The organism is Flavobacterium sp. (assembly GCF_044369455.1).
Taxonomy (GTDB): domain Bacteria; phylum Bacteroidota; class Bacteroidia; order Flavobacteriales; family Flavobacteriaceae; genus Flavobacterium.
In genome coordinates this window covers 170777-195985 of the sequence record NZ_JBIPLW010000002.1, presented here as the reverse complement: position 1 = coordinate 195985, position 25209 = coordinate 170777, and the positions used below count along the sequence as shown (strand labels likewise).

The 25209-nt window shown below is 33.1% G+C and carries 25 protein-coding genes, 1 tRNA gene and 1 pseudogene; 11 read left to right on the top strand and 16 right to left on the bottom strand.

Annotated elements, in window-relative coordinates; all coding sequences use genetic code 11:
- Positions 1 to 2: 2 nt before the first annotated feature.
- Genes ACIQ2L_RS03000 through ACIQ2L_RS02990 form a run of 3 tightly spaced genes read right to left on the bottom strand, consistent with a single transcriptional unit; the run spans position 3 to position 3245 of the window.
- Positions 3 to 878: a carboxypeptidase-like regulatory domain-containing protein gene (locus ACIQ2L_RS03000; RefSeq protein ID WP_396156300.1), complete on the bottom strand. Its 876-nt coding sequence runs from the start codon at positions 876 to 878 to the stop codon at positions 3 to 5.
- A gap of 7 nt (positions 879 to 885) precedes the next feature.
- Positions 886 to 2373 (bottom strand): GH3 auxin-responsive promoter family protein, encoded by a 1488-nt coding sequence (locus ACIQ2L_RS02995; RefSeq protein WP_396156298.1) that lies wholly within the window; start codon positions 2371 to 2373, stop codon positions 886 to 888.
- A 2-nt stretch (positions 2374 to 2375) separates the two neighbouring features.
- Entirely contained in the window at positions 2376 to 3245 is an 870-nt protein-coding gene (locus ACIQ2L_RS02990; RefSeq protein ID WP_396156296.1) for a M23 family metallopeptidase, read from the bottom strand.
- Between the two features lie 169 nt (positions 3246 to 3414).
- Between ACIQ2L_RS02990 and ACIQ2L_RS02985 the strand changes: the two genes are divergently transcribed.
- The gene (locus tag ACIQ2L_RS02985) at positions 3415 to 3597 is read left to right on the top strand and encodes a twin-arginine translocase TatA/TatE family subunit (RefSeq protein WP_396156294.1); all 183 of its coding nucleotides are present in this window, start codon (positions 3415 to 3417) and stop codon (positions 3595 to 3597) included.
- 167 nt (positions 3598 to 3764) lie between these two features.
- Entirely contained in the window at positions 3765 to 5144 is a 1380-nt protein-coding gene (locus tag ACIQ2L_RS02980; protein ID WP_396156292.1) for an alpha/beta hydrolase family protein, read from the top strand.
- Positions 5145 to 5160: 16 nt separating this feature from the next.
- Here ACIQ2L_RS02980 and ACIQ2L_RS02975 read toward each other — a convergent pair whose 3' ends face one another.
- The 8 genes and pseudogenes from ACIQ2L_RS02975 to rpiB all read right to left on the bottom strand — a co-directional run bounded on the left by ACIQ2L_RS02975 (position 5161) and on the right by rpiB (position 11828).
- Complete coding sequence (locus ACIQ2L_RS02975; protein ID WP_396156291.1) at positions 5161 to 5478, bottom strand: hypothetical protein; 318 nt, start codon at positions 5476 to 5478, stop codon at positions 5161 to 5163.
- Between the two features lie 7 nt (positions 5479 to 5485).
- The gene (locus ACIQ2L_RS02970) at positions 5486 to 5791 is read right to left on the bottom strand and encodes a DUF6922 domain-containing protein (protein WP_396156289.1); all 306 of its coding nucleotides are present in this window, start codon (positions 5789 to 5791) and stop codon (positions 5486 to 5488) included.
- Between the two features lie 20 nt (positions 5792 to 5811).
- Positions 5812 to 5904, bottom strand: a pseudogene (locus ACIQ2L_RS02965) (S1 RNA-binding domain-containing protein); the annotation flags it as partial.
- Positions 5905 to 5923: 19 nt separating this feature from the next.
- A complete protein-coding gene (locus ACIQ2L_RS02960) occupies positions 5924 to 7054 on the bottom strand; it encodes an ATP-binding protein (protein ID WP_396156287.1) in 1131 nt (376 codons plus the stop codon).
- A 137-nt stretch (positions 7055 to 7191) separates the two neighbouring features.
- On the bottom strand, positions 7192 to 9315 hold the full coding sequence (locus ACIQ2L_RS02955) for a Tex family protein (RefSeq protein ID WP_396156286.1): 2124 nt from the start codon (positions 9313 to 9315) through the stop codon (positions 7192 to 7194).
- 9 nt (positions 9316 to 9324) lie between these two features.
- Complete coding sequence (locus ACIQ2L_RS02950; RefSeq protein ID WP_396156284.1) at positions 9325 to 10146, bottom strand: NAD(P)H-hydrate dehydratase; 822 nt, start codon at positions 10144 to 10146, stop codon at positions 9325 to 9327.
- A gap of 12 nt (positions 10147 to 10158) precedes the next feature.
- On the bottom strand, positions 10159 to 11061 hold the full coding sequence (locus ACIQ2L_RS02945) for a cation diffusion facilitator family transporter (protein ID WP_396156282.1): 903 nt from the start codon (positions 11059 to 11061) through the stop codon (positions 10159 to 10161).
- Between the two features lie 335 nt (positions 11062 to 11396).
- Positions 11397 to 11828, bottom strand: coding sequence for a ribose 5-phosphate isomerase B (rpiB, locus tag ACIQ2L_RS02940; RefSeq protein WP_396156280.1), 432 nt, complete (start codon positions 11826 to 11828; stop codon positions 11397 to 11399).
- A 728-nt stretch (positions 11829 to 12556) separates the two neighbouring features.
- Between rpiB and rnr the strand changes: the two genes are divergently transcribed.
- The 4 genes from rnr (at position 12557) to ACIQ2L_RS02920 (ending at position 16607) form a co-directional block, all read left to right on the top strand.
- Positions 12557 to 14737, top strand: a complete 2181-nt coding sequence (gene rnr / locus ACIQ2L_RS02935; protein ID WP_396156278.1) for a ribonuclease R — start codon at positions 12557 to 12559, stop codon at positions 14735 to 14737.
- 62 nt (positions 14738 to 14799) lie between these two features.
- Entirely contained in the window at positions 14800 to 15465 is a 666-nt protein-coding gene (locus ACIQ2L_RS02930; RefSeq protein WP_396156277.1) for a head GIN domain-containing protein, read from the top strand.
- 56 nt (positions 15466 to 15521) lie between these two features.
- The gene (locus ACIQ2L_RS02925) at positions 15522 to 16217 is read left to right on the top strand and encodes a LysE family translocator (RefSeq protein WP_396156275.1); all 696 of its coding nucleotides are present in this window, start codon (positions 15522 to 15524) and stop codon (positions 16215 to 16217) included.
- Positions 16218 to 16226: 9 nt separating this feature from the next.
- Complete coding sequence (locus tag ACIQ2L_RS02920) at positions 16227 to 16607, top strand: GldM family protein (protein ID WP_396156273.1); 381 nt, start codon at positions 16227 to 16229, stop codon at positions 16605 to 16607.
- 333 nt (positions 16608 to 16940) lie between these two features.
- Here ACIQ2L_RS02920 and ACIQ2L_RS02915 read toward each other — a convergent pair.
- Both ACIQ2L_RS02915 and folB read right to left on the bottom strand, forming a co-directional pair.
- Positions 16941 to 17011: transfer RNA gene (locus ACIQ2L_RS02915), tRNA-Cys, on the bottom strand.
- 96 nt (positions 17012 to 17107) lie between these two features.
- Complete coding sequence (gene folB / locus ACIQ2L_RS02910) at positions 17108 to 17467, bottom strand: dihydroneopterin aldolase (protein WP_396156271.1); 360 nt, start codon at positions 17465 to 17467, stop codon at positions 17108 to 17110.
- Positions 17468 to 17583: 116 nt separating this feature from the next.
- Between folB and ACIQ2L_RS02905 the strand changes: the two genes are divergently transcribed.
- The 4 genes from ACIQ2L_RS02905 to ACIQ2L_RS02890 all read left to right on the top strand — a co-directional run bounded on the left by ACIQ2L_RS02905 (position 17584) and on the right by ACIQ2L_RS02890 (position 20540).
- Positions 17584 to 19287, top strand: coding sequence for a glutamine--tRNA ligase/YqeY domain fusion protein (locus tag ACIQ2L_RS02905; protein ID WP_396156269.1), 1704 nt, complete (start codon positions 17584 to 17586; stop codon positions 19285 to 19287).
- 316 nt (positions 19288 to 19603) lie between these two features.
- Positions 19604 to 19933, top strand: coding sequence for a YtxH domain-containing protein (locus ACIQ2L_RS02900; RefSeq protein WP_396156267.1), 330 nt, complete (start codon positions 19604 to 19606; stop codon positions 19931 to 19933).
- Positions 19933 to 20283 carry a competence protein gene (locus ACIQ2L_RS02895; protein ID WP_396156265.1) on the top strand — a complete coding sequence of 117 codons (351 nt, stop codon included), beginning with the start codon at positions 19933 to 19935 and terminating at the stop codon, positions 20281 to 20283. Before ACIQ2L_RS02900 ends, ACIQ2L_RS02895 begins: the two co-directional genes overlap by 1 nt.
- A 2-nt stretch (positions 20284 to 20285) precedes the next feature.
- Entirely contained in the window at positions 20286 to 20540 is a 255-nt protein-coding gene (locus ACIQ2L_RS02890; RefSeq protein WP_396156264.1) for a DUF6327 family protein, read from the top strand.
- A 180-nt stretch (positions 20541 to 20720) separates the two neighbouring features.
- Here ACIQ2L_RS02890 and ACIQ2L_RS02885 read toward each other — a convergent pair whose 3' ends face one another.
- Positions 20721 to 21707, bottom strand: a complete 987-nt coding sequence (locus tag ACIQ2L_RS02885; RefSeq protein ID WP_396156262.1) for an SPFH domain-containing protein — start codon at positions 21705 to 21707, stop codon at positions 20721 to 20723.
- A gap of 78 nt (positions 21708 to 21785) precedes the next feature.
- Here ACIQ2L_RS02885 and ACIQ2L_RS02880 point away from each other — a divergent pair, with 78 nt between their 5' ends.
- Positions 21786 to 22430: a PorT family protein gene (locus tag ACIQ2L_RS02880; protein ID WP_396156260.1), complete on the top strand. Its 645-nt coding sequence runs from the start codon at positions 21786 to 21788 to the stop codon at positions 22428 to 22430.
- Positions 22431 to 22514: 84 nt separating this feature from the next.
- Here the strand turns inward: ACIQ2L_RS02880 and gltX are convergent, their stop codons facing one another.
- Positions 22515 to 24026: a glutamate--tRNA ligase gene (gene gltX / locus ACIQ2L_RS02875; RefSeq protein ID WP_396156258.1), complete on the bottom strand. Its 1512-nt coding sequence runs from the start codon at positions 24024 to 24026 to the stop codon at positions 22515 to 22517.
- 57 nt (positions 24027 to 24083) lie between these two features.
- Positions 24084 to 25115: an alkane 1-monooxygenase gene (locus ACIQ2L_RS02870; RefSeq protein ID WP_396156256.1), complete on the bottom strand. Its 1032-nt coding sequence runs from the start codon at positions 25113 to 25115 to the stop codon at positions 24084 to 24086.
- Positions 25116 to 25209: the final 94 nt, after the last annotated feature.

Sequence of the window (25209 nt, the reverse complement as noted above, 5' to 3'; positions counted from 1 at the left end):
ATTTAGTTGGTTAGAATTAAGTTTATTGCAGGTTCGTACACACTCATTTTATCAGATGGAGTATTACTATCTTGTTTGGTTTGTTTATTCCATTTACCTCCTGAAAAAGTATATATAAATGCGCTCTCCACAAAATTGTACAACACGTAAGGAAAGTATGTTTTTTGAATCGTTGCTTTTCCTGTGTTAGAATCTGGAACTTCTTTTTCTAGTTTATTCCTTTCGATTATGAGCTTTTCAAAGCCAACAAAGATGCCCGTTTTTGGCATTTTTAAATTGAAATCTATAACATTAAAAAAGGTCTTTTTAACCCCTTTTTTTACCGAAACCAGAAAGTCCTTGTTTAGCAATTCCGCTCCCGGAGAACCATCTAAATTAACCGAATAAAAATGGATTTTAAAACTGGACGTCTCAAGTTGACTGTCGGTAAAAAAGTTTACTTGCTTGATGTATCTTGTTCTTTTGTATTTAGCTAAATAGGGGAAAAACTTAATGTCGATACGCGGTCCGTTTTCAAAAGCTTGATAGCTAGCATTTTTTACTTTACCGATTTCTATTTCTTTGGTTTCAAATCGTTTGGCAATAATAATTTCATTCAGTTCGAAAGCTATTATTTTCAAAACAACGTTGTCTGCTTCCGATGCTTTTACTATCCTTTTTTCGTAACCCAAAGCAGAAAAAATTAGGTTTTTATTTGGTAAACAATTAATTAAAAATGTTCCGTTTTCCTCGGAACTTGTGCTGATGTTTTCATTTTCAACCCAAATGTTGACAAACGAAATCGGTTTGTTAAAATCATCAACTACAATTCCTTTAATTTGAGCCGACGCATTAGAAATCATTAACAACACCAACCACAACACTCTTTTTTCTTTCATCTTTTCTCTATGTTCTTTTCAACAAATCAGCAATTGTTCTGTCGTTACTCAATCTCGGAATTTTATTTTGTCCTCCTAATTTCCCAATAGATTTCATATAGTCCTGAAATCCATTTTTCGGAACTTTCGAAATCACTAATGTTTTCAATACTTTGCCCACAATCAAATCGTCGTAATACACATTTTGTTTGCGCATGGCGTTGTCAATTTTTAAGGCAAAATAATGCAGGTTTTCTGGCTCGTTTTCAAACTCTATAAACCATTCGTGATAGGGTAATCCTGAATTTGGAGCAATTTGTGGGGCAACGGTAAATTCGTTTACACTAATACCAGTATCTTCCATGGCTTCTTTCAACGCACATTCTACTTCTTTGCCAATAACGTGTTCTCCAAAAGCGGAAATATAATGTTTGATTCTACCCGAAACTATAACGCGGTATGGTTTAAGGCTTGTGAATTGAACAGTATCGCCAATATTGTATGCCCACAATCCGGCATTGGTTGAAATAATCAACACATAATTCACGTTCAACTCAACTTCACCAATCGTATATCTTCTGGGGTTTTCAGTAAAAAAGACATCCGATTTCACGAATTCATAAAAAATTCCAGAATTCAAAAGCAACAACATTCCTTTATCTTTTTGCGAATCTTGGTATGCAAAAAACCCTTCCGAAGCCGGAAATAATTCGATGGAATCTACTTTTCGTCCGATAAGGTTTTCAAATTTGGCACGATAGGGTTCGTAGTTTACGCCGCCATAAATAAACAAATTAAAGTTTTTGAAAATGTCTCCAACTGCTTTTCCTCCTTTTTGCTCCAGCTTTTCAAAATACATCTGAACCCAAGACGGAATTCCTGAAATGACCGTCATGTTTTCATTAAAGGTTTCTTCAACAATAGCATCCACTTTGGTTTCCCAATCTTCAATACAATTGGTTTCCCAGCTTGGCATTCTGTTTTTTTGTAAATATTTCGGAACAAAATGAGCAACGATTCCTGAGAGTCGACCCAATTTGATACCGTTTTTTTCTTCTAAAATTGGACTTCCTTGAAGAAATATCATTTTCCCTCCTACAAAGTCTGCTTTTCCTGTTTCATGAATGTATGACAAAATAGCATTTCGAGCCGCTTCAATATGAAATGGCATTGATTCTTGGGTTAACGGAACATATTTAGCGCCCGAAGTTGTTCCTGAAGTTTTGGCAAAATAAATAGGTTTTCCTTTCCATAAAATATTTTCTTCACCTTTCACAACTCGATCTATATAAGGTCGCAATGCTTCATAATCTCGTATCGGAACTTGCTTGGCAAAGTCTTCAAAGGATTTAATTTCTTTAAAATGATGATCTTTTCCAAACTGCGTAAAATCTGCGGAAGCGATAAGATTTTGAAAAACTTTCTGCTGGGTTTCAATGGGCTTTTGAACCCATTTTTGAGTTTTGTTGTAAATGATTTGAGCAAATATTTTGGCAGCTATTGATTTTAAAGACATAATTATTCGAATTCAATAAAAATACTTGGGTCTATAGGATACCCATCTTTCCATAACTCAAAATGCAAATGAACGCCAGTAGATTCTGTACCGGTAGAACCTGCCAAAGCAATAACTTCGCCCGTTTTAACCGCATCGCCCTGAGAAACTGTTAGTGAAGCTGCGTGTTTATAAGCAGAAATAAATCCATTATTATGTCTAATAATCACTACGTTTCCGGTATTGGGCGTCCAATCGGCAAAAATAACTTTTCCGCTCATGGTCGCTTTTATTGGAGTGTTTTTGGCTAAAGCAATATCTACGGCGTAATGTTTTTTTTGTGGATTGAATTTTTCGGTTATCATTCCTTTTACAGGCGGAAAAAGAACGGCGCTCACTTTTGGTTTTGCTTTTTCAAAAAGGTTGTATTTGTCTTCTCGCTCTACTTCTTCCCTTAATTTTAAATCGGCTGCGGTAGGTTTTAATTCGTCTTCAGAAACAGGTTCAGAAATCGATGCGATAATAGAGTCTTTGTTAAATTTTGCATACTCTAAATCACCTGTTAATACTTTTTTAATCGATTGAATATACGCTTCATTTTTCTTCAAAGCAAAGCTTAAAGAATCAGACTTTAGCGCTAACTCAGTAGCATCTTTTTTTAATTGTGTAGAAGCATAACCAGGTATAAATTCACGCAAAGGGGTAAAAGCAATAATATAAGTAGTAATAAAAATAATGCCTAATGCTCCAATTGTAGCTACCACAAAAACATTCATCAACGTTAATCGAAGTGAAAAAATTTCTTCAAAAGTATCTTCGTTCAAAATAACCAAGCGGTTTTTTGTGAAGAGTTTTTTCTTGATTATTTTACGCTTAAGTCGTTTTTCTGACATGATTTGTTGGAATGCGTTACAAATATAGAAAATAAGTTGGCTTAGTCTTTTTACTGCTAACGATGTTTAGCGTATATTTATTATATGAAATTCAAAAGAATGTTATTTTCTTTTTACCTTTGACGAAGTTTTTAAAATGAAAATCTGCGAAAGCATAAAATTATAGATTATGGGAAGAATTGGAATGCCTGAAATACTAGTTATTCTAGCGGTTGTTTTATTACTTTTTGGAGGAAAAAAAATTCCAGAATTAATGAAAGGTTTGGGTTCGGGAGTTAATGAATTTAAAAAAGCCGCTAAAGGTGAAGATGAAGCCAATGCTGCTTCCAAAAAAGAAGAAGAGACAAAATAGTTCTTTTTGGTCATGGGCAAATTAAGTGTTGCTGAAATTATAATAGTTTTATTAATCGTTGCAATTCCTGTCATCGTAATTCTAACCATCCTTTTGCATAGAAGAACTAGGAAAAAATAATGTAAAAGCCACTCAATAGTGGCTTTATTTTATCAACACACAAACTTATGAAAACTACTTTACTAACTGTTGCTTGCTTTTTCTATCTTTCTGCTCTTTTTAGTCAAGAGATTATTGGTTCTTGGGAAGGAGAATTAGATGTTCCGGGAATGAAACTTCCTTTGGTTTTTAACATCAAACAAAACGGAAGTCAATTAATCACAACTATGGATAGCCCGATGCAAGGCGCTAAAGATATTCCGGTTACCTCAACGACATTTGAAAAAAATGAACTTGAAATAAAGGCAAATGAAATGGGAATTACCTACAAAGGAACACTAAAAAATGACAAAATTGAAGGTTCATTTATTCAAGGTCAAATGAGTTTACCGTTGATTTTGACTAAAATGAAAACGGGTGAATCTTTTTTAAAACGACCTCAAACGCCGCAACCTCCTTGTAACTATAAAATAGAAGACGTTACGTTTACCAATCCTTTTGACAAAAACACTTTAGCCGGAACCTTAACAAAACCCTTAAATCAAAAAAGTTATCCTATTGTAGTTTTAATTTCGGGATCGGGACAACAAAACAGGGATTCTGAACTATTTGGACATAAATCATTTTGGGTAATTGCCGATGATTTTGCTAAAAAAGGTATTGGTGTTTTGCGTGTTGATGATAGAGGAACAGGAAGTTCAAATGGCGCTACTATGAACATGACCACTCAAAATTTTGCTGAAGACACCAATGCTGCTGTAGAATTTTTAACCCAAAAAGGCTTTACAAATATTGGTCTAATTGGTCATAGCGAAGGTGGAATTATTGCGCCAATGGTGGCTTCAAAAAATAAAAAAGTAAAATTCATCATCTCAATGGCTGGTCCCGGAATTCCAATTGATGAACTTCTGGTATTACAGACTAATGCCATTGCTAAGGTTTCGGGTGCCACCGAAGAAGAAATAAAATTAGGAGAAGCAACGAACAGAAAAATCTATGCTTTACTCAAAAATTACAACGGAACGGATTTACAAGACGAAGTCAAAAATATATTTATTGCCAACATGCAAAAACTACCCAAAGAACAACAACCTTCTGCGGAAGAAATAGCAAAAACTGCCGAGCAGGAAAGTGTAAAAACAACCATTCCTTGGTTTACTTATTTTATAAAAATCAATCCTGATGAATATTGGAGTAAACTAAAAATACCTGTTTTAGCGCTAAATGGCTCTAAAGATTTACAAGTAATTTCAAAAGAAAATTTAGCCGGAATCAAAGCTTCATTGGAAAAAGCAAAAAATAAAAAAATTGACATGGTAGAATTTCCTAATCTGAATCATCTTTTTCAAGAAGCAAAAACGGGTTCAGTTGAAGAGTATGGGCAAATAGAACAAACCATTGCACCGCAAGTTTTAGACAAAATGAGCTCTTGGATTTTGAAGTTATAATGAAATCTGGAATTATTTACACTTTTATTACTTCTTCGATGATTTTTTGTTTACAAATTTCCCAATTGAAATCTTTAACCATTTTTGGTTCTGGTTGAAGATTGGCTTCTTCAAAATAAGATAGACTTTTATAAACCATAAATTCAGAACCATCAAGATATTTTGAACAATAAAAATCCATCATTTCTCTCAATGAAAATTCATTGAGCAAAAAGTACAAGTCTATAAAATCTTTTTTGCTTCCTTTTCCGGCTATTGCATTCCATTTCATAACAGCAATATCTTTTTTAGAAACCTTCCGAATACCATCTATTTCAAAAGTTTTTTCAGACATAATTTTTTTAAGAGTTCCATAAGTTCGGGAACAACTGTCTGTGTTTGTAACATCTAAATTCTGTCTTATCAATATTAAAAATAGTTGCAACGAAAGAAAGCGTAACAGCATCTAAACTTCTTGCATTCAACGACGCTTCTTTTATGGCCTCCATACCATATAACTTTTTTATCAAGTTCCAATCCTTTATGTTTCCATACTCCAACACTCTTTGAATAAAAAAGGTTTTGTATTTATCTAAGTCAAATCCTTTCAAATCCACATCCCAAAAAAGATGCTGTGAAAAATCGTTTGTAGTTATTTCTTTAGACATAATAAGAAAGGTAAGAAATATTACAAAACCATCGTCAACTGAATTCGCTTTCGTTCTTCGTCTACTTGTAACACTTTTACTTTAATGTGTTGGTGTAATTTAACTATTTTGGAGAACAATGAATCTGCAAAATCAGAGTATATAGTCTAAATAATTATCCTGATTAATAATTTCAAAAGCGGCTTCTGGATACGACTTTGCAAATTCAGTTGGAATTTTTGCTTTTACTTTTCCGTATTTATATTCAAAAGCTGATAGCTGATTGCCTTTTTCTTCTATCCGGTCTATTTCTTGTTTGGTATGGGTACGCCAAAAGTAGTCGTGAATATAATTTTGAGTGTAACTCATTTTTTTTATTCTCTCTGAATTCAAGTAATTTTCCCAAAGCTTGCCAACATCTTCTCTATTGTTTAATGGGTTAAACGAATTAATAATGGCATTTCGAATTCCGTTATCCACAAAGTACCATTTTTTCATTTTAGTGATTTCATTATCCCTATTTCTGCTGAACCCAGATACACTATAGATTATAAATACTTTGCTAAATAAATCCAAATACTTTTCGACAGTGTTTTTACTGATTTGCAAATCACGACCCAAGCTTTCAAGTGATAATTCACTACCCGTTCTAAAAGCAATAATCTGAAGTAAAGCAATAATTTTGTCTCTTTTTTTAATACCTTCAAAAACAAAAATATCTCGTAACAGTTGAGTGTTGACCAACTCTTTTAAATAACTTATTTTATCTTCTCGATTAGTAATATGGCTCAATTCGGGATAACTGCCCAATATTAATCGATCTTCGAGCTTGTTTCGGGTTTCGAGAAAATTTTCGGTTTTAGAAAATTCAATTTGTGCAATTGGATATAAATTTATGGTTTTCATTCGCCCTACTAATGGCTCACCCAACTGATTATTTATTTCAAATGCCGAAGAGCCAGTTACCAAAACTTTTAAATCGTCGATGGTATCGACCATCAATTTTAGTTTTTTCCCAATTGCAGGTATTTCTTGTGCTTCATCAATTATCAAAAATTTAGTGTCACCTAGCAGTCTTTTATAATTTGCCGTACTCTGAACTTCTAATAAATTATGTGATTCAATATCATCTCCGTTTAAAAAAAGTACTTTTTCTGTTACTTTTTCAATAAGTTTCTTAATTAGTTCCGTCTTACCTACACGCCTTGCGCCCAATAGTACAATTACTTTATTTGGTTGTATTTTTTGCAAAACTAAATCGAGTGCTACTCTATTTATTTCCATAAAAATTAGATTTTAAACAGCACAAAGGTAAATTATTTTTTGATTTCCGTCATAGTTTTGACGTAATTTAATTTATTTCCGTCAATAACTAGACGGAAATAAATTAAATTACGTCAGTTGAGTGAAAAAAAAGGTTTTTACAAAATCATTGTCAACTGAATTCTCTTCCGCTCCTCATCAACTTCCACGACTTTTACCTGAACGTGCTGATGTAGTTTTACCACTTCATTCACATCGGAGACAAAACCTGCTTTCAGTTGGGATATGTGAACCAATCCGCTTTCTTTAATGCCGATATCAACAAAGCAACCAAAGGCCGTAATGTTGTTGACAATTCCGGGTAAAATCATTCCGGTTCTCACATTTTTTATTGAGGTAACATTTGGGTCAAACTCAAAAACTTTGGCCACTTTTCTTGGGTCAAGTCCGGGCTTTTCTAATTCTTTAACGATATCTTTTAAACCCAGAATTCCAATTTCTGGTGTGATATAGTTTTCTAGTTTTATTTGTGAAATCTTTTCCTTATTAGCAATCAAATCAATGGTTTTTAACCCTAAAGCTGTCGCCATTTTCTCCACTATCGGATACGCTTCGGGGTGAACTGCTGAGTTATCTAACGGGTTTTTTCCGTCTTTTATTCTGATAAATGCTGCTGCCTGTTGATACGCTTTATCGCCTAATCGTGGCACTTTTTTTAGTTCTTTTCTATCTTCAAATGGTCCGTTTTCGGTTCGATATTGTACTATATTTTCGGCCATTTTTACTCCAATTCCCGAAACATAACTTAGTAAAGATTTACTTGCCGTGTTGATATTGATGCCTACCGAATTCACACAACGCACCACAACGGTATCGAGTTCTTCTTTAAGTTTTGTTTGGTCAACATCATGTTGATACTGTCCAACTCCAATTGATTTTGGATCAATTTTAACCAATTCGGCCAATGGATCAGACAATCGTCTTCCGATAGAAACCGAACCACGCACGGTTACATCAAAACTCGGAAATTCTTCGCGTGCAATTTTACTTGCCGAATACACCGATGCGCCAGCTTCTGAAACCACAAAAACCTGTAATGGCTTATCGAATGCAATTTTCTTGATAAAAAATTCGGTTTCACGACTTGCCGTTCCGTTTCCAATAGAAATGGCTTCGATAGTATAGGCATTCACCATCGAACGGATTTTTTTCATCGCCATAACATCTTCTTTTTGTGGCGCATGCGGATAAATAGTTTCGTTGTATAACAAATCGCCTTTTTCATCTAAACAAACCACTTTGCAACCACTTTTAAAACCTGGGTCTATTGCAAGAATTCTTTTTTCTCCTAATGGCGGCGCCAGTAGTAACTGACTCAAATTCCCTGCAAAAACATCGATGGCTTTACTATCCGCTTTGGCTTTAGCTTCTTGTAAGGTTTCGTTGGAAATGGCTGGTTCTAACAAGCGTTTGTAACTGTCTTTTATCGCTAGTTCTAAATGTTCTGTTGTGTTGTTATTGGATTTTATAATTTCCTTTTCTATAAAATCAATCGCTTCTTCTTTTTCTAAATCAACGTTTAGTTTCACAAAACCTTCTGCATCTGCTCTAAGCATGGCTAATAATCGATGAGATGGCGCTTTTGAAATGGGTTCTGCCCAATCAAAATATTGAGAAAATTTTTGTGCCGCTTCCTCTTCTTTTTTAGATTTTACAACCTTTGTCTCTACAACGGCTTTGCGCTGAAATAGTCGACGAAGATTTTTTCTGATATAAATATTCTCGTTAATCCATTCAGCAATAATATCTCTGGCGCCTTGCAATGCCTCGTCTTCGTTTTTGATTTTGTCATTAAGATATTGTGTGGAAATAAAATCGATGTCGTCTTTTCCTTGTGCAAAAATAATTTTGGCTAAAGGTTCTAAACCGTTTTCTCGAGCGACATCGGCTCTGGTTTTTTTCTTCTTTTTATAGGGTAAATACAGGTCTTCAATGTCTTGTAAATCGAAACTCTCCTTGATTATTTTGGCCAATTCAGGCGAAAGCTGACCTTGTTCTTCAATGGTTTTTAAGACAGACTCTTTTCGATTTACGATTTCATCATATTGTTTCGAAAGCTTCGCGATTGTTTCGATAACCACTTCATCTAAATTGCCTGTTTGATCTTTTCGGTATCGAGAAATAAAGGGAATCGTGCAATCTTCGGAAAGCAATTTTAAGGTTGCTTCTATATTTTTTGGAACCGTGTTTACTTGCTTTTGAATGAATTGTACGCTCGTCATTTAGTTTTTCTACTTTTGAATTTTTTGGAAGGCTTTGCCTAGATTTTCAATTACATCGGTGATCAACATACTTTCAACACTTTGTGTTTCTAGTGTAATATCGGCTGCTAATCCGTGAATATAAACACCTATCAATGCTGCATTTATGGGTTCGTATTCTTGCGCTAATAGCGCCGTAATAATTCCGGTCAACGCATCACCTGAACCGGCTTTTGCCAAACCTGAATTGCCTGTATTGTTTTCAAAATTATTAACTCCGTCTGTGATGAACGTTTTATGCCCTTTCAAAACAAGTACTACGTTCAACTCTTTTGCTTTTTCTATCGCGGTTTGTCGTCGTTCGTCTTCTAATGAATGATTTCCAAATACTCTGTCAAACTCTTTACTATGAGGCGTTAAGATTGATTTGTCGGGAAGTTGATTAAGTAGTAGTTTATTTTTTGAGAAAATAGTTAAAGCGTCAGCATCAAAAACACAGGGTATTTTTACATTATCTAAAAGTAATTCTGTTTTTCTTCCGGCTAACTTATCAATACCAAAGCCAGGTCCGATTGCAAAAACAGTAAACGTATCCCAATTGGTTTTTTCTTCTCTAAATTCAATCATTGCTTCGGGAATAGTAGTAAAAATAGCCATTCGTTCTTTTTTCGGAATGTTTAGAGTAACTAAACCCGCTCCAGCTCTTAAACAAGCTTTAGTTGCTATAATAGCTGCGCCTATTTTAGCTTTACTTCCTGCAAAAATTAATACGCGTCCATGACTCCATTTCGTTGCCTCAGAATCTCTTTTTTTTAGTAATTTTTGAATGTGTTTTTGGTCAACAACAATCATGTTGATAAGGTATTAATCTTGAACAATAAAATCTTTTGGGTCTTCTTTATTAAATTCGGGTTGAATGTTGATATGGTTGATATGAAATTGCTCAAACAAAACGTTTTCAATTTTATCTAATAACAGGTTAAACTCGCTCATTTTTATATCATCAGTACAATCAAGATGTGCTTCAAGATGCAATTCTTCATCGTTTAAATGCCAAATATGAATATGGTGTAATTTACTAACTCCTTCAATTTTATGTACTTCGCGAACTATTTCTTTAATATCGATATAGTCTGGAGTAAAAAGCATTAGCATTTTGGTTGCTGATTTTATCAGATCATAGCTTACATAAATAAGGTATAATGCGATTAACAAAGTCATGACACTATCTACCCAAAACCAACTGTAAAATTTCATCAACAATCCGCCAACTAATACGGCAACCGAAGCCATCATATCCGTTAATAAGTGCAAATAGGCCGATTTCATGTTAAGGTTGTGCTCCGAATCTTTTTTAAGCAATAATACGGATCCGCCGTTAACAACAATTCCTAATATCGCTAACCAAATCACTAAAGTAGATTGTATAGGTTCTGGATGAAATAATCGGATAGAAGCTTCATAAATTAAAAAAAATGCGACAACAATCAAGGTTATTGCATTAATGAAAGCAGCAATTAGTTCCGCTCTTTTATAACCAAAAGTATTGTTAATAGAGGCTTTCCTCCTTGAGAGTTTATGTGCAACCAAACTAAAAATCAAAGAAAGAACATCGGAAAAATTATGAAGTGCATCAGAAATCAAGGCTAAACTTCCCGAAATAATTCCGCCTACCACTTGTGTAATGGTAATGAGTAAATTTAACAGAATGGAAAGTATTAGATTTTTATCTTTTACTTCATGTTTATGAATATCTATATTACTCATTTTAATTAGTTAAAAGGCCATAAATTTTAAAGCCCATTTGTAAATATAAGTAGCCAATTGGTATATTAAGAAACATTGAAAAAAGAGATAAAAAAATCGATTTCCTGTCTTTTTTGTTTTTAAAAAATAAAGATACTAATATCGTAAAAAGAGTAGTGTTAATTATAAAGAACGAAATCATATAAAAAAGACTAATGTATATAACCCCGCTAAAAGAAGTAAAATAATAGAGTGCCACAATTAAACTTCCGAGTAAAAAAGTGATTAAAGCAACTTTTCTACTTAAACTATTGTATTCACTTACTGTTTTTGGGTTTGTAAACATTTTTGTTTTATTAAGCACATGCAATTTTATCAACTCGGCCAGCATGTCTTCCGCCTTCAAAAGTGGTATTTAAAAAAGTGTCGACCATTTCAACAGCTTGCTGAATAGAAGTAAATCGTGCTGGAATACTAATAATGTTAGCATTGTTATGCTGACGAGCCAAAGCTGCAATTTCTTTAGACCAACACAAAGCGGAACGAATACCTTGGTGTTTGTTTACGGTCATATTAATTCCATTTCCGGAACCACAAATTACAATTCCAAATTGAGCTTTCCCCGATTCTACATCTTGTGCAACTGGATGACCAAAATCGGGATAATCCACACTGTCAAAAGTATCGGTTCCGTGATTGACTATTTCATGTCCTTTTTGTTCTAAAAAAACAACTATGGCTTTCTTGTAATCTGGTCCTGCGTGATCGTTTCCAATAGAGATTTTCATGGTGTTTTGGGTGAAATTAATATGGCAAATTTACGGAAAGTATTGGTTATATTATTTGTTTATTCTAAGTCTTTGATATTTAAAACATAAGAAATTTTAAGCGCTGATAATAATTCACAACTATTTAAAAATCAATGGTTTTTATATATTAAAAATGTTAAAATTATGAATTGTTAATACTGTTTTGCAATTCGTTGATAATCAGTTAACCTTAAATTAACATCAAGTGTTAACAACTTTGGATAGAATTTTAGAAGTTTTTGTAGGTTGTATAAATTAAAATTGTAATCAAAAAGTAAGTTGATAAAAACAAATTTAGTTTGGTATATTTTTAGAAAAGTTATCAATATAAAAACAGACTTTTTCAACCAAAAATACCTATTAAAGTTATTTACAAAAAGTAACTTTTATGAGTTGTCAACAGCTGTTAATTAAGTTTAAAAAAGAGTTAAAAATAAACATTTTAACTAGGTAAAAAGATGTTGATAAATAAGGATAAAAAAAGATAACTACAAAATCTAGCTTTTCAAAATAAAGTTATTGTACAAATGAACACGCTATAATAACCATCATAAATTTAAATTTAATTTTTTTTTTTATTGTTGTTTTTAATACGTGTTGATAACATTTTTTTTATACTTAAAGTTATCTTTTACATAAATCTTAATACTTAATACTATAAATCTTAATACTTCTTCGTAATTTTCAACATTAATTTAAATTCTACAATGAGTAAGAAACACAAGAAATTCGGAAAAAATGAAAAAACCTTTTCCGAAAAGATATTTAGAATACTTTCAAAAAACGCCAATAAACCTTTTAATTACAAACAAATAGCTGCCATTTTAGAATTAGACGATACTAAAAGCAGAAATGAAATTATCAAAGATCTAAAAATCCTAGTAGCGCAAAAACTAATCATCGAATCAGAACCTGGATCCTATTTAGTTAAAGCTTCTAATCAACAATACTATGAGGGAGTTGTTGATATGACTTCAAGAAAAGCTGGTTATTTTGTTTGTGATGAATTAGAACATGATGTGTTTATCCCTTTTATAAATCTAAATCATGCATTAGATAATGATAAAGTAAAAGCTTATGTGTATAACCGTAGAAGTTCTAGAAAACCAGAAGCAGAAGTAATTGAAATCATTGAAAGATATAAAATAGAATTTGTTGGAGTTATTGATATTCAAAAGAATTTTGGATTTGTCACTACAGCTAATGCTAAAATGTATACCGATATTTTTATTCCAAAAAATAAATTAGGGGAAGCCGAACATGGAGATGTAGTTTTAGTAAAACTTGAAGATTGGCCAGCTAAAGCTGATTCTCCTTTTGGCTCTGTAATAAAAGTATTGGGAAAACCAGGCGAACATAACACCGAAATTCATGCGATTTTGGCTGAATATGGTCTGCCTTATGATTTTCCGATTGAAGTAGATGCGTATGCTAATAAACTAGAGACTTCTATTACTCAAGATGAAATTTCAAAGCGCAGAGACATGCGAAAAGTACTTACGTTTACCATTGATCCAAAAGATGCCAAAGATTTTGATGATGCCTTATCTTTTCAAGTTTTAGATAATGGAAATTATGAAATAGGTGTTCATATTGCTGATGTTTCTCATTATTTAAAAGAAGGAACTATTTTAGATGATGAAGCCTATAAACGTGCGACTTCTGTGTATTTAGTTGATAGAGTGGTTCCTATGTTACCCGAAGTATTGTCAAATTTTGCTTGTTCGCTTCGACCCCATGAGGAAAAATATACTTTTTCCGCTATTTTTCAATTAAATCAAAAAGCAGAAGTTTTAGATTCATGGTTTGGAAGAACCATCATTTATTCGGACCAACGTTTTTCTTATGAAGAAGCGCAAAGTATTATTGAAACTAAAAGTGATATTATTACAGCCGATATTTCATTAACTGGAAAGGAATATAAAGTTGCAGCCGAAATAGTTGCAGCCACCTTAAAACAAGATGAATTAGCCAAAATACTTCGTAGAAAAAGAATGGCTGAAGGTGCCATTTCTTTTGATAAAGTGGAAGTAAAATTTAATTTAGATGAAAATGCCGAACCTGTTGGTGTATTCTTTAAAATATCTAAAGATGCTAATCATTTAATTGAAGAATTTATGTTATTAGCCAATAGAAAAGTAGCGGAATTTATTGGAAAACAAAAGAAAACGTTTGTATATAGAATTCACGATGAACCCAATGAAGATAAGTTAATTAATCTACAAACGGTGATTTCAAAGTTTGGTTATGCTATCAATATGAAATCGAAATACGATATTTCAAAATCATTGAATAAATTACTGAATGATGTCAACGGAAAAAAAGAACAAAATTTAGTAGATACGTTAACCATCCGAAGTATGAGTAAAGCTAAATATTCTACAGAAAATATTGGACACTATGGTTTAGCATTTGATTATTACAGTCATTTTACTTCTCCTATTCGACGTTATCCCGATGTAATGGTGCATCGATTATTGCAATTTTATTTAGATGGAGGGAAATCAGCTGATGCTGATGTTTTTGAAGAAAAATGTGCTCATTCTAGTGATATGGAAGGTTTGGCTGCGCAAGCCGAAAGAGATTCGGTAAAATACATGCAGGTAAAATACATGCAAGATCACAAAGATCAAGAATTTCTTGGAGTTATTTCTGGTGTAACCGAATGGGGAATTTATGTAGAAATTGTCGAAAACAAATGCGAAGGAATGGTTCGAATCCGTGAAATAAAAGAAGATTATTATACGTTTGACGAAAAGCAATATGCTTTGGTAGGTCAGGCAACTCAAAGTATTTTACAATTGGGAGACGAAGTTTTTGTAAAAGTAAAAAATGCGGATTTAGTTAAGAAACAATTAGATTTCCATTTTATTAGAAGAAATGTTTGATATTAAGAGGAGAATGTCCACTGGACATTCGGCATTTAGTTTATAATAGTAAGTATGATATTATGAAAAAAATAATTTATAGTTTATTAGTATTTAGTACAGTTGCTTTTACTCAAGAAACCAAAAATGTGGGCAATTTTAACAAAGTAACTTCCTTTGATCGCATTGATGTTTTTCTTGTTCCAAGTGATGAAAATAAAGTGCAACTTGATGGAAAAGATGCTGAAGAAGTAGAGTTAGTCAATAAAAACGGAGAATTAAAAATCAGAATGCCATTTACAAAGTTATTGGATGGAGATAACATTTCAGTAACGGTTTACTATAAAAAAATAACTGCAGTAGAGGCCAATGAAGGTTCTAGAATTGCTTGTGGCGATAAAATTACTTCAGTTGTATTCGATGTTATTGCTAAAGAAGGCTCTGAAGTAAAATTGATTTTAGATGTTGAAAAATTGAAGGTTAGAACTGCAAACGGGTCAAAGGTGTTACTAGAAGGAAATGCTGATATTCAAGAGGTTTTAGTCAATTCTGGTGGAATTTATGAAGCAGAAAAACTTGAAACAAAAGTAACCAGTATAGCCTGCAACGCTGGTGGAGAAGCGGATGTTTTTGCCACAGAAATAGTTGATGCCAAAGTGAGAGCTGGTGGCGAGATTACAATTTACGGGAAACCAAAACAAATCAATCAAAAAGTTGTAGCTGGTGGAACTATTAAACAAGCAAAATAGTTTTTATTTTAAAGTGTAAATTTTATATTCTAAATTGCATAGTCAAAATTTCAACAATGATATTACTCAACGATATTTTATCTGCCATTCCGCTTGGTTTTTTTCTAAGTTTTATGATTGGGCCAGTGTTCTTTGTCTTACTAGAAACTAGTGTGGTCAAAGGATTTAGAGCAGCAATATTTTTTGATTTAGGAGTGGTTTTAGCAGATATAGTATTTATTACCATCGCTTTTTTTAGTAGTTATCGTTTAATTCAAAGTATTAAAGATGACCCCGCATTATTTATTTTTGGTGGATTAGTGTTGCTTACTTACGGAATTATTTCGTTTGTCAATAATCGAAAAGAAGCTAGAAAAACAAAAATTGATGAAGAAGATCCATTAGAGTTGGCAAAAAATAATTATTTCACATTGTTTGTAAAAGGATTTTTCTTGAATTTTATAAATATTGGGGTTCTCGGATTTTGGTTAGCAATTCTTTTAACTATAGGTCCACAGCTGGAATTAAAAACATCCAGAATGATGACTTTTTTCTCCACTTTAATAGTTACTTATTTTATAACTGACATTTTTAAAATTCTATTAGCCAAACAATTACGTAACAAACTTAATCCAAAAAACATTCTTTTGATCAAGAAAGTTATTAGTATTATTCTAATTGTTTGTGGAGTTTTTTTACTTTCACAAGCGTGGTTTCCTAAAGAACAAAAAATAGTGAATTCTGCTTTTGAAAAATTGGAGAATGAAAAATAATCTTGCGTTATGAAAAAAATAATTTTATTCTTCTTGTTATTTTTTTCACTTTCATTTTATGGGCAAAGTGATTTCACACTTACCATTAAAGGAATAGACGCAAGTAAACCAATTAAATTTAAAAAAGAAGCGTTAAAAAATGCTGTAATTGAATTTAAGGATAATAAATTAATAAAGTTTAATATTATTGGTTTCAAAATTAAAATTCCTGGAGTTCAATCTGAGCAAATTAATGGGAATAGAATAGATGAAAGAATCTATAATAAAATATTTAGAATTGTATCTAAAGGTGATATTATTGTTATTTCTGATATTAAAACAAATACTTTTAAAGAAGAAAAAGGTCCTTACCCCGATCCAATGTTTCCTATAGTTATTGAAATTTATTAATTTATAATAAAATTTATCTTTAAAAAATGGGCTACTACTTCCAATAACTCTTTTGAGGCATCTCCCGAAACTTCGGGACGGATTCGAACATAACTTTAATTAATGTTTAGATTCTTCGTTCCTCAGGCTCGAGAGCTTTGCTCGAACCTGTCTGCCGACAGGCAGGCTGGCGAAGCAATGACAAATAAAAGGAGCTACTATTTACAATAACTCTTTTGAGGCATCTCCCGAAACTTCGGGACGGATTCGAACATAACTTTAATTAATTTTTTAGATTCTGAAACAAGTTCCGAATGATACAAAAAAACCTCCAAGTTTCCTTGAAGGTTTTTGAGGCATCGTCCGGATTCGAACCGGAGTAAACGGTTTTGCAGACCGGTGCCTAGCCACTCGGCCACGATGCCAGTTGGACGGCAAATATACTAAAAAGTTTAAAGTTTAAAGTTTAAAGTTTAAAAAGTTTTCTAACTAGTTCGTACTTCCAACTTCGTAAATCGTATTTAACTCCTGTATTCTTCCATTTCAATCGTAACCGCTTCAACATCACCACCAATAGGCGGATTGAGTTTGGAAACTCCCAAAACTATTCTAGACACAGCAGGAATTTCTCCGAAAATTCTAGAAATAATTCTATGTCCCACGTGTTCTAATAACTTGGAACGAACAGCCATTTCTTCAACAACAATTTTGTTTAAAAGTACATAATCAACCGTATCTTTGAGTTCATCAGTAGTTGAAGATTTTCTTAAATCGGTTTTGATTTCTAAATCTACACGGTAATCGGAACCAATTAATGCCTCTTCTTTTAAGCATCCATGAAAAGAAAAAGTTCTGATGTTTTGAAGTTTTATGGTTCCCATATATTTTATGTTTCAGGTTTAAAGTTCAAAGTTACTATGTTTTCTATCTTTTTTAAACAACTTTAAACTTTAAACTTTAAACATTTTCTATCTTTGTCAAAAGATAGAAAATTACCATGTCTACCGAAGAGAAGTCACTTAATTTCATTGAACAAATTATAGAAGAAGATTTAAAAAACGGTTTGTCGAAAGATAAACTTCGTTTTCGTTTTCCGCCAGAACCTAACGGTTATTTGCATGTGGGTCATGCTAGTGCTATTTGTTTAAACTTTGGATTAGGTATTGATTATCAAGCGCCAGTAAATTTGCGTTTTGATGACACGAATCCTGCAAAAGAAGAACAAGAATATGTTGACGCTATCAAAAGAGACATCGAATGGCTTGGCTTTCAATGGAGTAATGAATGTTATGCTTCGGATTATTTCCAGCAATTATACGATTGGGCTGTTGAATTCATTAAAGCAGGAAAAGCTTATGTTGACAGTCAATCTTCGGAAGACATGGCAATTCAAAAAGGAACGCCAACAACACCTGGAACAGATTCACCTTTCAGAAACCGTTCAGTTGAAGAAAATTTAGATTTATTTGCAAGAATGAAAAATGGAGAGTTTCCAAACGGAACCCATATTCTTCGTGCCAAAATAAGCATGGGCGCCAACAATATGTTGATGCGTGATCCAATTATGTACCGAATTCTGCATGCGCATCATCACAGAACAGCAAATGATTGGTGTATTTATCCAATGTATGATTGGGCGCATGGCGAAAGCGATTATTTGGAACAAATTTCACACTCGTTTTGTACGCTCGAGTTTTTGCCTCACCGAGAATTATACGATTGGTTTTTAGACCAGATTCAATCTGAACTTGTTTCAGATTCTCAACTTCCTGTTCGTCCAAAGCAAAGAGAGTTTGCGCGTAGAAATCTTTCGCATACCGTTGTTTCTAAAAGAAAATTACTGCAATTAGTTGAAGAAAAACACGTTACAGGTTGGGACGATCCAAGAATGAGTACCATTTCGGGAATGCGAAGACGTGGTTATCCGCCGATGGCAATCCGGAATTTTGCTACTACTATCGGAATTGCAAAAAGAACAAATCTTATTGACGTTTCGCTTTTAGAGTTTTGCGTTCGCGAAGAACTAAACAAAACAACGCCCCGTGTGATGGCAGTTTTGAATCCAGTAAAGCTCGTTATTACTAATTATCCAGAAGGAAAACAAGAAAGTTTAGATGCTGAAAACAGTCCGGAAGACGAAAGCTTAGGATTTAGAAAAGTGCCTTTTTCAAAAGAATTGTATATTGAAAGAGAAGATTTTCAGGAAGAAGCCAATAAGAAATTTTTCCGATTAACCTTAGGAACAGAAGTGCGTTTGAAAAATGGGTATATTATTAAAGGAGAAAGTGTTATCAAAGATACTGATGGAAATATCACCGAAATTCATTGCACTTACGATGAAGATTCCCGCAGCGGAAGCGGAACAGAAGCTAGTCAAAGAAAAGTGAAGGGAACCATTCATTGGGTTTCTATCAATCATGCGATTGAAGCTGAAATTCGTATTTATGACCGTTTGTTTACTCATGAAAATCCGGATGGCGATAAGGAAGTTGATTTCAAGGAATACATCAATGCAAATTCATTGGAAGTGATTACGGGATATTTGGAACCTAGTTTAGCAGCAGCCAAAAACGGAGAACGTTTCCAATTTCAACGTTTGGGATATTTTTGTGTTGACCGAGATTCTTCTGCACAGAAATTAGTTTTTAACAAAACCGTTGGCCTGAGAGATACTTGGGCAAAAGTGGAAAGTAAAGAATAAAGTTAGAATAAATTTTATAAATAACAAGTCAGCAGAAATGTTGACTTTTTCTATTATTAGAAAATACTATTATTATTAAGAAAGCTATTTTGTTTTACTATTAAAAAAGACTTTCATATTTTTGTTTTAAGACGCTTTAAAATATTTTTCTTGTTTCCTGTTGGTTTGTTTTTAAACGTCGATTTAAACTTCTTATTTCGTTTTTTGATTAAAAATAACGCTTTTTTTAGAATTTTGTTTACTATTTACTGTTTACTGTAAACCGTAAAAAGTAAACATTTTTTTCATACCTTTAACTGATTAAATTTTAGAAATCATGTCAAGTTCAAACAATAATAGCATTTTAGCCCTTCTTGCTGGAGCAGCAGTCGGATTGGGATTAGGAATTTTATTTGCTCCCGATAAAGGGACAAAAACGCGAGAAAAAATCAAGGATGGTTTAGATGATTTGAAGGACAGCGCCAAATCAAAATGGGACTTCCTTGAAACAGAAACCAAAGAAAAGTTCTCAAAAACAAAAGACGATTTGAAAGACACGGTTAATGATTTGCTTTCGGACTCAAGTTACAAAGCGGAAGAAACAATTACTTTTTTGGAAGAGAAATTAGCAGAGCTTAAAAAACAAAACGCAAAACTTCACAAATAATGGCTTTTGAAGAATTAAAACAAAATGCAGAAGGCATTCAGGAAAATACCAAAGCATACATAGAAACCAGTTTGGCTTACTATAAACTTTGGGGTTTTAAGGTTGCCATGAAGTCAACCACATTGATGGTTAAGTTTTTCTTAATCGCTTTTTGTTTGATGATTGTTTTACTGTTTATATCAATTTCAGGAGCGTTTGTTTTTGGCGAGATGTTGAACAGTTACCCTTTAGGGTTTTTGTGTGTAGCGGGAATTTATTTAGTTTTAGCATTACTTCTATTCTTCGTAAAAGATAGAATTGTTGAAGGACCCATTTTAGAGAAATTCTCAGAAATATTTTTTAATGATTAATTATGGAAACCAAAAAATATTCTTCCTACGCTGAAATCGAACAAGAGTTACAAATCCTAAAAATAGAAAGGGAAATACAATATCAAAAGATTGTATTAAGTATTGATAAAACCAAAGAAAGCATTCTTCCGTTTAGGAAAGTTAACAAGATTTTGGAAAGCGTTTCAAATTTCTCATCAGGAACGTATGGTACGATTTTGAAAACACTAATTCCAATAGCAATCAATTGGTATGTAAACAGAAAAAGAGGCGATTAGGCCTCTTTTTTATTGTTTTACCAAGAATTTGTGGGTTTTAGTTATAAGATAAACCATTAAGAAATTAAGAAACATTAAGCCTTAATTTACTTAATTTCTTAATGGTTTAATTTATGGGCTTTATATTTCAAAATAATGCATATTTTGGTAATACCCACTCAAATTCTGATGGAATCAATATTACACATCAGTCTCGGTTGGTTCTTCCTCGTCATTAATTTTATGGTTAGTACCTTTTTTCTTGTTTGGCTCAACCTTTCTCATTCCGGTTTTCATAGACTCTCCAACTAGATTACTAGCTGTAAAACTAGCCACCATATTGTTTAACATGTCGCTTCCGGCTTGAGGAGAATTGGGCAACAAAATCAAATTGGAATTGGTGTCAGCACCTATTGCTTGTAGCGTATCATAATGTTGCGTAACAACAATCAACGCCGATGCTTCCTGAGAGTTAATCCCAACTTTATTCAACACATCCACACTTTCTACCAATCCTTTTGCAATTTCTCTTCTTTGGTCCGCAATACCTTGCCCTTGTAAACGTTTGCTTTCTGCTTCTGCTTTGGCTTTGGCAACAATTCTAATTCTTGATGCTTCGGCTTCAAACTCGGCTACCGTTTTTTCTCTATCGGCAGCGTTAATTCTGTTCATCGCATTTTTCACTTGAATATCAGGATCAATATCGGTAACCAAAGTATTGATAATCGTGTAACCATAAGTAGTCATGGCTTCGTTCAATTCTCTTTTTACAGCAATAGCGATGTCGTCTTTTCTTTCGAATACATCATCAAGAATTAACTTTGGAACTTCGGCTCTGACCACATCAAAAACATAGGAAGTAATTTGATCATGAGGATATTCTAATTTGTAAAAAGCATCATAAACCGTGTCTTTCACCACCATAAATTGTACAGAAACTTTTAGTTTTACAAATACGTTGTCCTTGGTTTTGGTCTCAATAATGACGTCTAGTTGTTGAATTTTAAGATTTACTCGACCCGCTATTCTATCAATCAAAGGAATTTTCAATTGAAGTCCAGATTGTCGAATGCTTAAAAACTTTCCGAAACGCTCAATAATTACAGCGGTTTGCTGCTTTACCGTAAAAAAGGAAGAAAATAATATTAATAGTCCGAAAACTAAAAACACGTAAATAATAATGTGCATTTTTATAAATTTAAAATTGTTAGTATAGTCTTTATACGAAATATATGTATGTTTGTTACAAATTAAAAGCTACAGATTATGATTAAAAAATTCTTATTTCTTTTGTTGTTTACTTCAACTTTTGGATTTGCACAATATGGCTATAGAGACGGAAATAGAATTGGAATTTCGGGAGGCGTTTCACAAACCACATTATTTACGAGTAATTTTAATGCCAAGCCCGAATTAGGTTTTGCAGGTGGACTTTCGGTAAGAGGAAATTATTACAACGACTGGAGTATGATTTACGGGATGCAATTTTTTGCAAACAACTTTTCATTAGAATCTAACTTTGATCAAAAAATAAAGTACAGCATTCAAGGGGTAAAAGTTCGATTATTATTAAGTTATAATGTAGTTGAAGACCATGTTTCTTTAGATTTTGGACCGGTACTTCAAATCAATGGAAAGCTAGGTGTCGCCTCTTCAGATGAAGACAAAGTTTTAAAAGGAACTATGTTAAAGGCAAATCAGATAGTAGATATTTCTCCGATAAGTGGCAACTTTTATCTAGGATGTTCCGCAGGAAGTAAAACCGTTCGTGCCGTTATTTTTTATGAATATGGTTTTATTAATATATTAAACAAACTCAATAAAGATGATACTTTACAGGCATTGAATAATGGGGATAGCTTCAGAGGAAACTTGGGAGTAATAAACGCTCAGGTTATATTTAATTTATAAAAAATCCCGAGTTTATCTGGATTTTTTGTTTATTGGTAATGTTTAAACCAAACTAAATAACTAGTAAGCAAAATGAAGTTAGGGTTATAAACTGCTGATGGCAGTTTGTAATCGCCTGATAGTTTCTTCTTTTCCAATCAATTCCACTATATCAAAAAGATGTGGTCCTTTTAGTGCACCCACCAAACTCAAACGGAACGGCTGCATTACTTTTCCCATTCCAATTTCGGTTGCCGTCATCCAATCTTTGACAATAGTTTCAATGTTTACGGATGTAAAATCTTCAATAGACGCTAAAACGGAAATCAATTGTTTCATTAATTCTGGCGTAGCTGAATTCCAGTTTTTAGCGGCTTTTTCATCATAAGAAGTGGGTGCTTCAAAAAAGAAATTACTTAATTCCCAGAATTCTGAGACGAAGTTGGCGCGTTCTTTTATTAGTGAAACAATTTTCACCAGTTTTGTCATTTCGGGTTTTTTTGTCATTCTGACGAAGGAAGAATCTCTAGCAAAGCTTTCCGCCAAACTTTCATCGCTTTGTTTTTGCAAATACTGATGATTGAACCATTTGTTTTTTTCAGGATCAAATTTAGCGCCTGCTTTATGAACTCTATTCAAATCAAATTTTTCAACCAATTCATCTAACGAAAATAATTCCTGATCCGTTCCATCATTCCACCCCAATAAAGCCAAGAAGTTAATCACCGCTTCTGGGAAAAAGCCATTTTCTCTATAACCTGATGAAACCCCTTCTTCACTTTTCCATTCTAATGGAAACACCGGAAACCCTAATTTATCGCCGTCGCGTTTGGATAGTTTTCCATTGCCAACAGGTTTTAAAATCAAGGGTAAATGAGCAAATTGGGGCGCTTCCCAACCAAATGCTTTGTATAATAAACTATGCAACGGCATCGATGGCAACCATTCTTCACCACGAATAACATGCGACGTTTCCATTAAATGATCATCCACAATATTTGCCAAATGATAGGTTGGCATACCATCCGATTTAAACAAAACTTTATCGTCTAACAAATTGGTTTCAAAATGTATCTCACCTCGAATGAGGTCATGCAACTGCAAGGTTTCATTCACCGGAGTTTTAAAACGAATCACATACGCTTCGCCAGACGCAATTCTTTTCTCTGTTTCTTCCTTAGAAATGACTAAAGAAGTATCCAACTTTTCACGATTGTGCCAGTTGTAAATAAATGTTTTTCCTTGTTCTTCGTGTTGTTTTCTATGCTCATCCAAAGCTTCAGCCGTATCAAAAGCGTAATACGCCCAGCCTGAATTGATTAATTGGTCAGCATATTGTTTGTATAATTCTTTTCTTTCGGATTGGCGGTAAGGACCAAATTTTTCATTCTTCCCAATAGTTTCACTTGGTGCAATTCCAAGCCATTCGAGAGCTTCAAAAATATATTCTTCAGCTCCAGGAACAAAACGATTTTGGTCAGTGTCTTCAATTCGAAGATAGAAAACGCCCTTATGTTTTTTTGCAAAAAGATAATTGAAAAGCGCTGTTCTTACACCGCCAATGTGTAATGGTCCAGTCGGACTTGGTGCAAAACGCACACGAACTTGTTTAGACATTATTGTAAAATTTTGCGTAAAGATAAACAGAAGTTGGAAGCTAGAAGCTGGAAGATTTTAGCTTTTCATTTCCAAAGGAATTCTTTTATTCATTATTGCGAACCAAAGTGGTGGAAAGAAGGATATAACGATCGAAGTGGGATATCCAAATGGCATTTGAGGAGAAACATCGTGGTATTCCAAAATTTGGTATTTCTTTTGTGATTTGAAATGATGATCGCTGTGTCGTGTTAGTTCATAAAGCACAATTCTACCTAATACATGATTGGAATTCCAAGAATGTTTTTCGGAAACGCGCTCATATCTACCAGAAGGCAAAAGGTTTCTTTTCAAACCATAATGTTCTATGTAATTGATGCTTTCCAACAACAAAAAACCAACAATACCAGCCAATAAAGCAACAATTAAACCAACGCTTCCGAAGAAATAAAATAGTATAATAAGATAGCTTATTTGAATAAGTGTAAACCAAAACATGTCGTTTTTTAAAGAAAAGAAAGATCGATTTTCTGATTGATTCAGTTTCTTTTGAATTTGCCACGCTTTGATATAAGTACCAAATACTGTTTGAAACCAAAATGCATATAAATTCTGATTGTATTTTGCAGTCGATGGATCTTTGGGAGTGGAAACATCTAAATGATGTCCGTGATTGTGTTCTATAAAAAAATGTGTATAATGAGATGGAATTAAAAGGATTTTCCCAAGAATTCTCTCGAATAGTTTTTCTCTGTGACCTAGTTCATGTGCTACATTGATTCCGTTTGAACCAAGAATAATTCCCAAACTAATAGTCATTCCAATGATTTCAAACAAAGTTAAATTTACATGAGAGATTTTATACAATGTGAAAACTAATGAACCATAAACAATAGGAACGTTTAAATACAATAAAACATCAAATAATTTGTTTTTAAGTCTATTTTTAACCTCTGATTCTGTATAATTTTCCTTATCTATGGGTAAAAGCAATTCTAAAATAGGAAATAAAACAAAGGCAAAAAGCAAAGCAGCATAGGAGAAAATTCCGCCATAATAAATACCTAAAACGCCGACAATAGGAATGATAAATGACAATAAATATTTCATCTTTAGTTTTATTTGACTTTAAAAATAGTCAAGAATTTAATAATTCGCAAGTTTTTTTCTTTGACTTTTTTTTAACGCTTTCTTATTTAATTTA

What these genes read in the sequence shown, in the direction of transcription:
- ACIQ2L_RS02970 (WP_396156289.1), bottom strand. Translation starts at nt 5,791, where the DNA reads ATGTCTAAAGAAATAACTACAAACGATTTTTCACAGCATCTTTTTTGG.
- rpiB (WP_396156280.1), bottom strand. Translation starts at nt 11,828, where the DNA reads ATGAAAATCTCTATTGGAAACGATCACGCAGGACCAGATTACAAGAAA.
- ACIQ2L_RS02975 (WP_396156291.1), bottom strand. Translation starts at nt 5,478, where the DNA reads ATGTCTGAAAAAACTTTTGAAATAGATGGTATTCGGAAGGTTTCTAAA.
- ACIQ2L_RS02955 (WP_396156286.1), bottom strand. Translation starts at nt 9,315, where the DNA reads ATGACGAGCGTACAATTCATTCAAAAGCAAGTAAACACGGTTCCAAAA.
- ACIQ2L_RS02885 (WP_396156262.1), bottom strand. Translation starts at nt 21,707, where the DNA reads ATGCACATTATTATTTACGTGTTTTTAGTTTTCGGACTATTAATATTA.
- ACIQ2L_RS02925 (WP_396156275.1), top strand. Translation starts at nt 15,522, where the DNA reads ATGATATTACTCAACGATATTTTATCTGCCATTCCGCTTGGTTTTTTT.
- ACIQ2L_RS02980 (WP_396156292.1), top strand. Translation starts at nt 3,765, where the DNA reads ATGAAAACTACTTTACTAACTGTTGCTTGCTTTTTCTATCTTTCTGCT.
- ACIQ2L_RS03000 (WP_396156300.1), bottom strand. Translation starts at nt 878, where the DNA reads ATGAAAGAAAAAAGAGTGTTGTGGTTGGTGTTGTTAATGATTTCTAAT.
- ACIQ2L_RS02930 (WP_396156277.1), top strand. Translation starts at nt 14,800, where the DNA reads ATGAAAAAAATAATTTATAGTTTATTAGTATTTAGTACAGTTGCTTTT.
- ACIQ2L_RS02905 (WP_396156269.1), top strand. Translation starts at nt 17,584, where the DNA reads ATGTCTACCGAAGAGAAGTCACTTAATTTCATTGAACAAATTATAGAA.
- ACIQ2L_RS02950 (WP_396156284.1), bottom strand. Translation starts at nt 10,146, where the DNA reads ATGATTGTTGTTGACCAAAAACACATTCAAAAATTACTAAAAAAAAGA.
- ACIQ2L_RS02995 (WP_396156298.1), bottom strand. Translation starts at nt 2,373, where the DNA reads ATGTCTTTAAAATCAATAGCTGCCAAAATATTTGCTCAAATCATTTAC.
- ACIQ2L_RS02890 (WP_396156264.1), top strand. Translation starts at nt 20,286, where the DNA reads ATGGAAACCAAAAAATATTCTTCCTACGCTGAAATCGAACAAGAGTTA.
- ACIQ2L_RS02990 (WP_396156296.1), bottom strand. Translation starts at nt 3,245, where the DNA reads ATGTCAGAAAAACGACTTAAGCGTAAAATAATCAAGAAAAAACTCTTC.
- gltX (WP_396156258.1), bottom strand. Translation starts at nt 24,026, where the DNA reads ATGTCTAAACAAGTTCGTGTGCGTTTTGCACCAAGTCCGACTGGACCA.
- ACIQ2L_RS02880 (WP_396156260.1), top strand. Translation starts at nt 21,786, where the DNA reads ATGATTAAAAAATTCTTATTTCTTTTGTTGTTTACTTCAACTTTTGGA.
- ACIQ2L_RS02870 (WP_396156256.1), bottom strand. Translation starts at nt 25,115, where the DNA reads ATGAAATATTTATTGTCATTTATCATTCCTATTGTCGGCGTTTTAGGT.
- ACIQ2L_RS02900 (WP_396156267.1), top strand. Translation starts at nt 19,604, where the DNA reads ATGTCAAGTTCAAACAATAATAGCATTTTAGCCCTTCTTGCTGGAGCA.
- rnr (WP_396156278.1), top strand. Translation starts at nt 12,557, where the DNA reads ATGAGTAAGAAACACAAGAAATTCGGAAAAAATGAAAAAACCTTTTCC.
- ACIQ2L_RS02960 (WP_396156287.1), bottom strand. Translation starts at nt 7,054, where the DNA reads ATGGAAATAAATAGAGTAGCACTCGATTTAGTTTTGCAAAAAATACAA.
- ACIQ2L_RS02945 (WP_396156282.1), bottom strand. Translation starts at nt 11,061, where the DNA reads ATGAGTAATATAGATATTCATAAACATGAAGTAAAAGATAAAAATCTA.
- ACIQ2L_RS02985 (WP_396156294.1), top strand. Translation starts at nt 3,415, where the DNA reads ATGGGAAGAATTGGAATGCCTGAAATACTAGTTATTCTAGCGGTTGTT.
- ACIQ2L_RS02920 (WP_396156273.1), top strand. Translation starts at nt 16,227, where the DNA reads ATGAAAAAAATAATTTTATTCTTCTTGTTATTTTTTTCACTTTCATTT.
- folB (WP_396156271.1), bottom strand. Translation starts at nt 17,467, where the DNA reads ATGGGAACCATAAAACTTCAAAACATCAGAACTTTTTCTTTTCATGGA.
- ACIQ2L_RS02895 (WP_396156265.1), top strand. Translation starts at nt 19,933, where the DNA reads ATGGCTTTTGAAGAATTAAAACAAAATGCAGAAGGCATTCAGGAAAAT.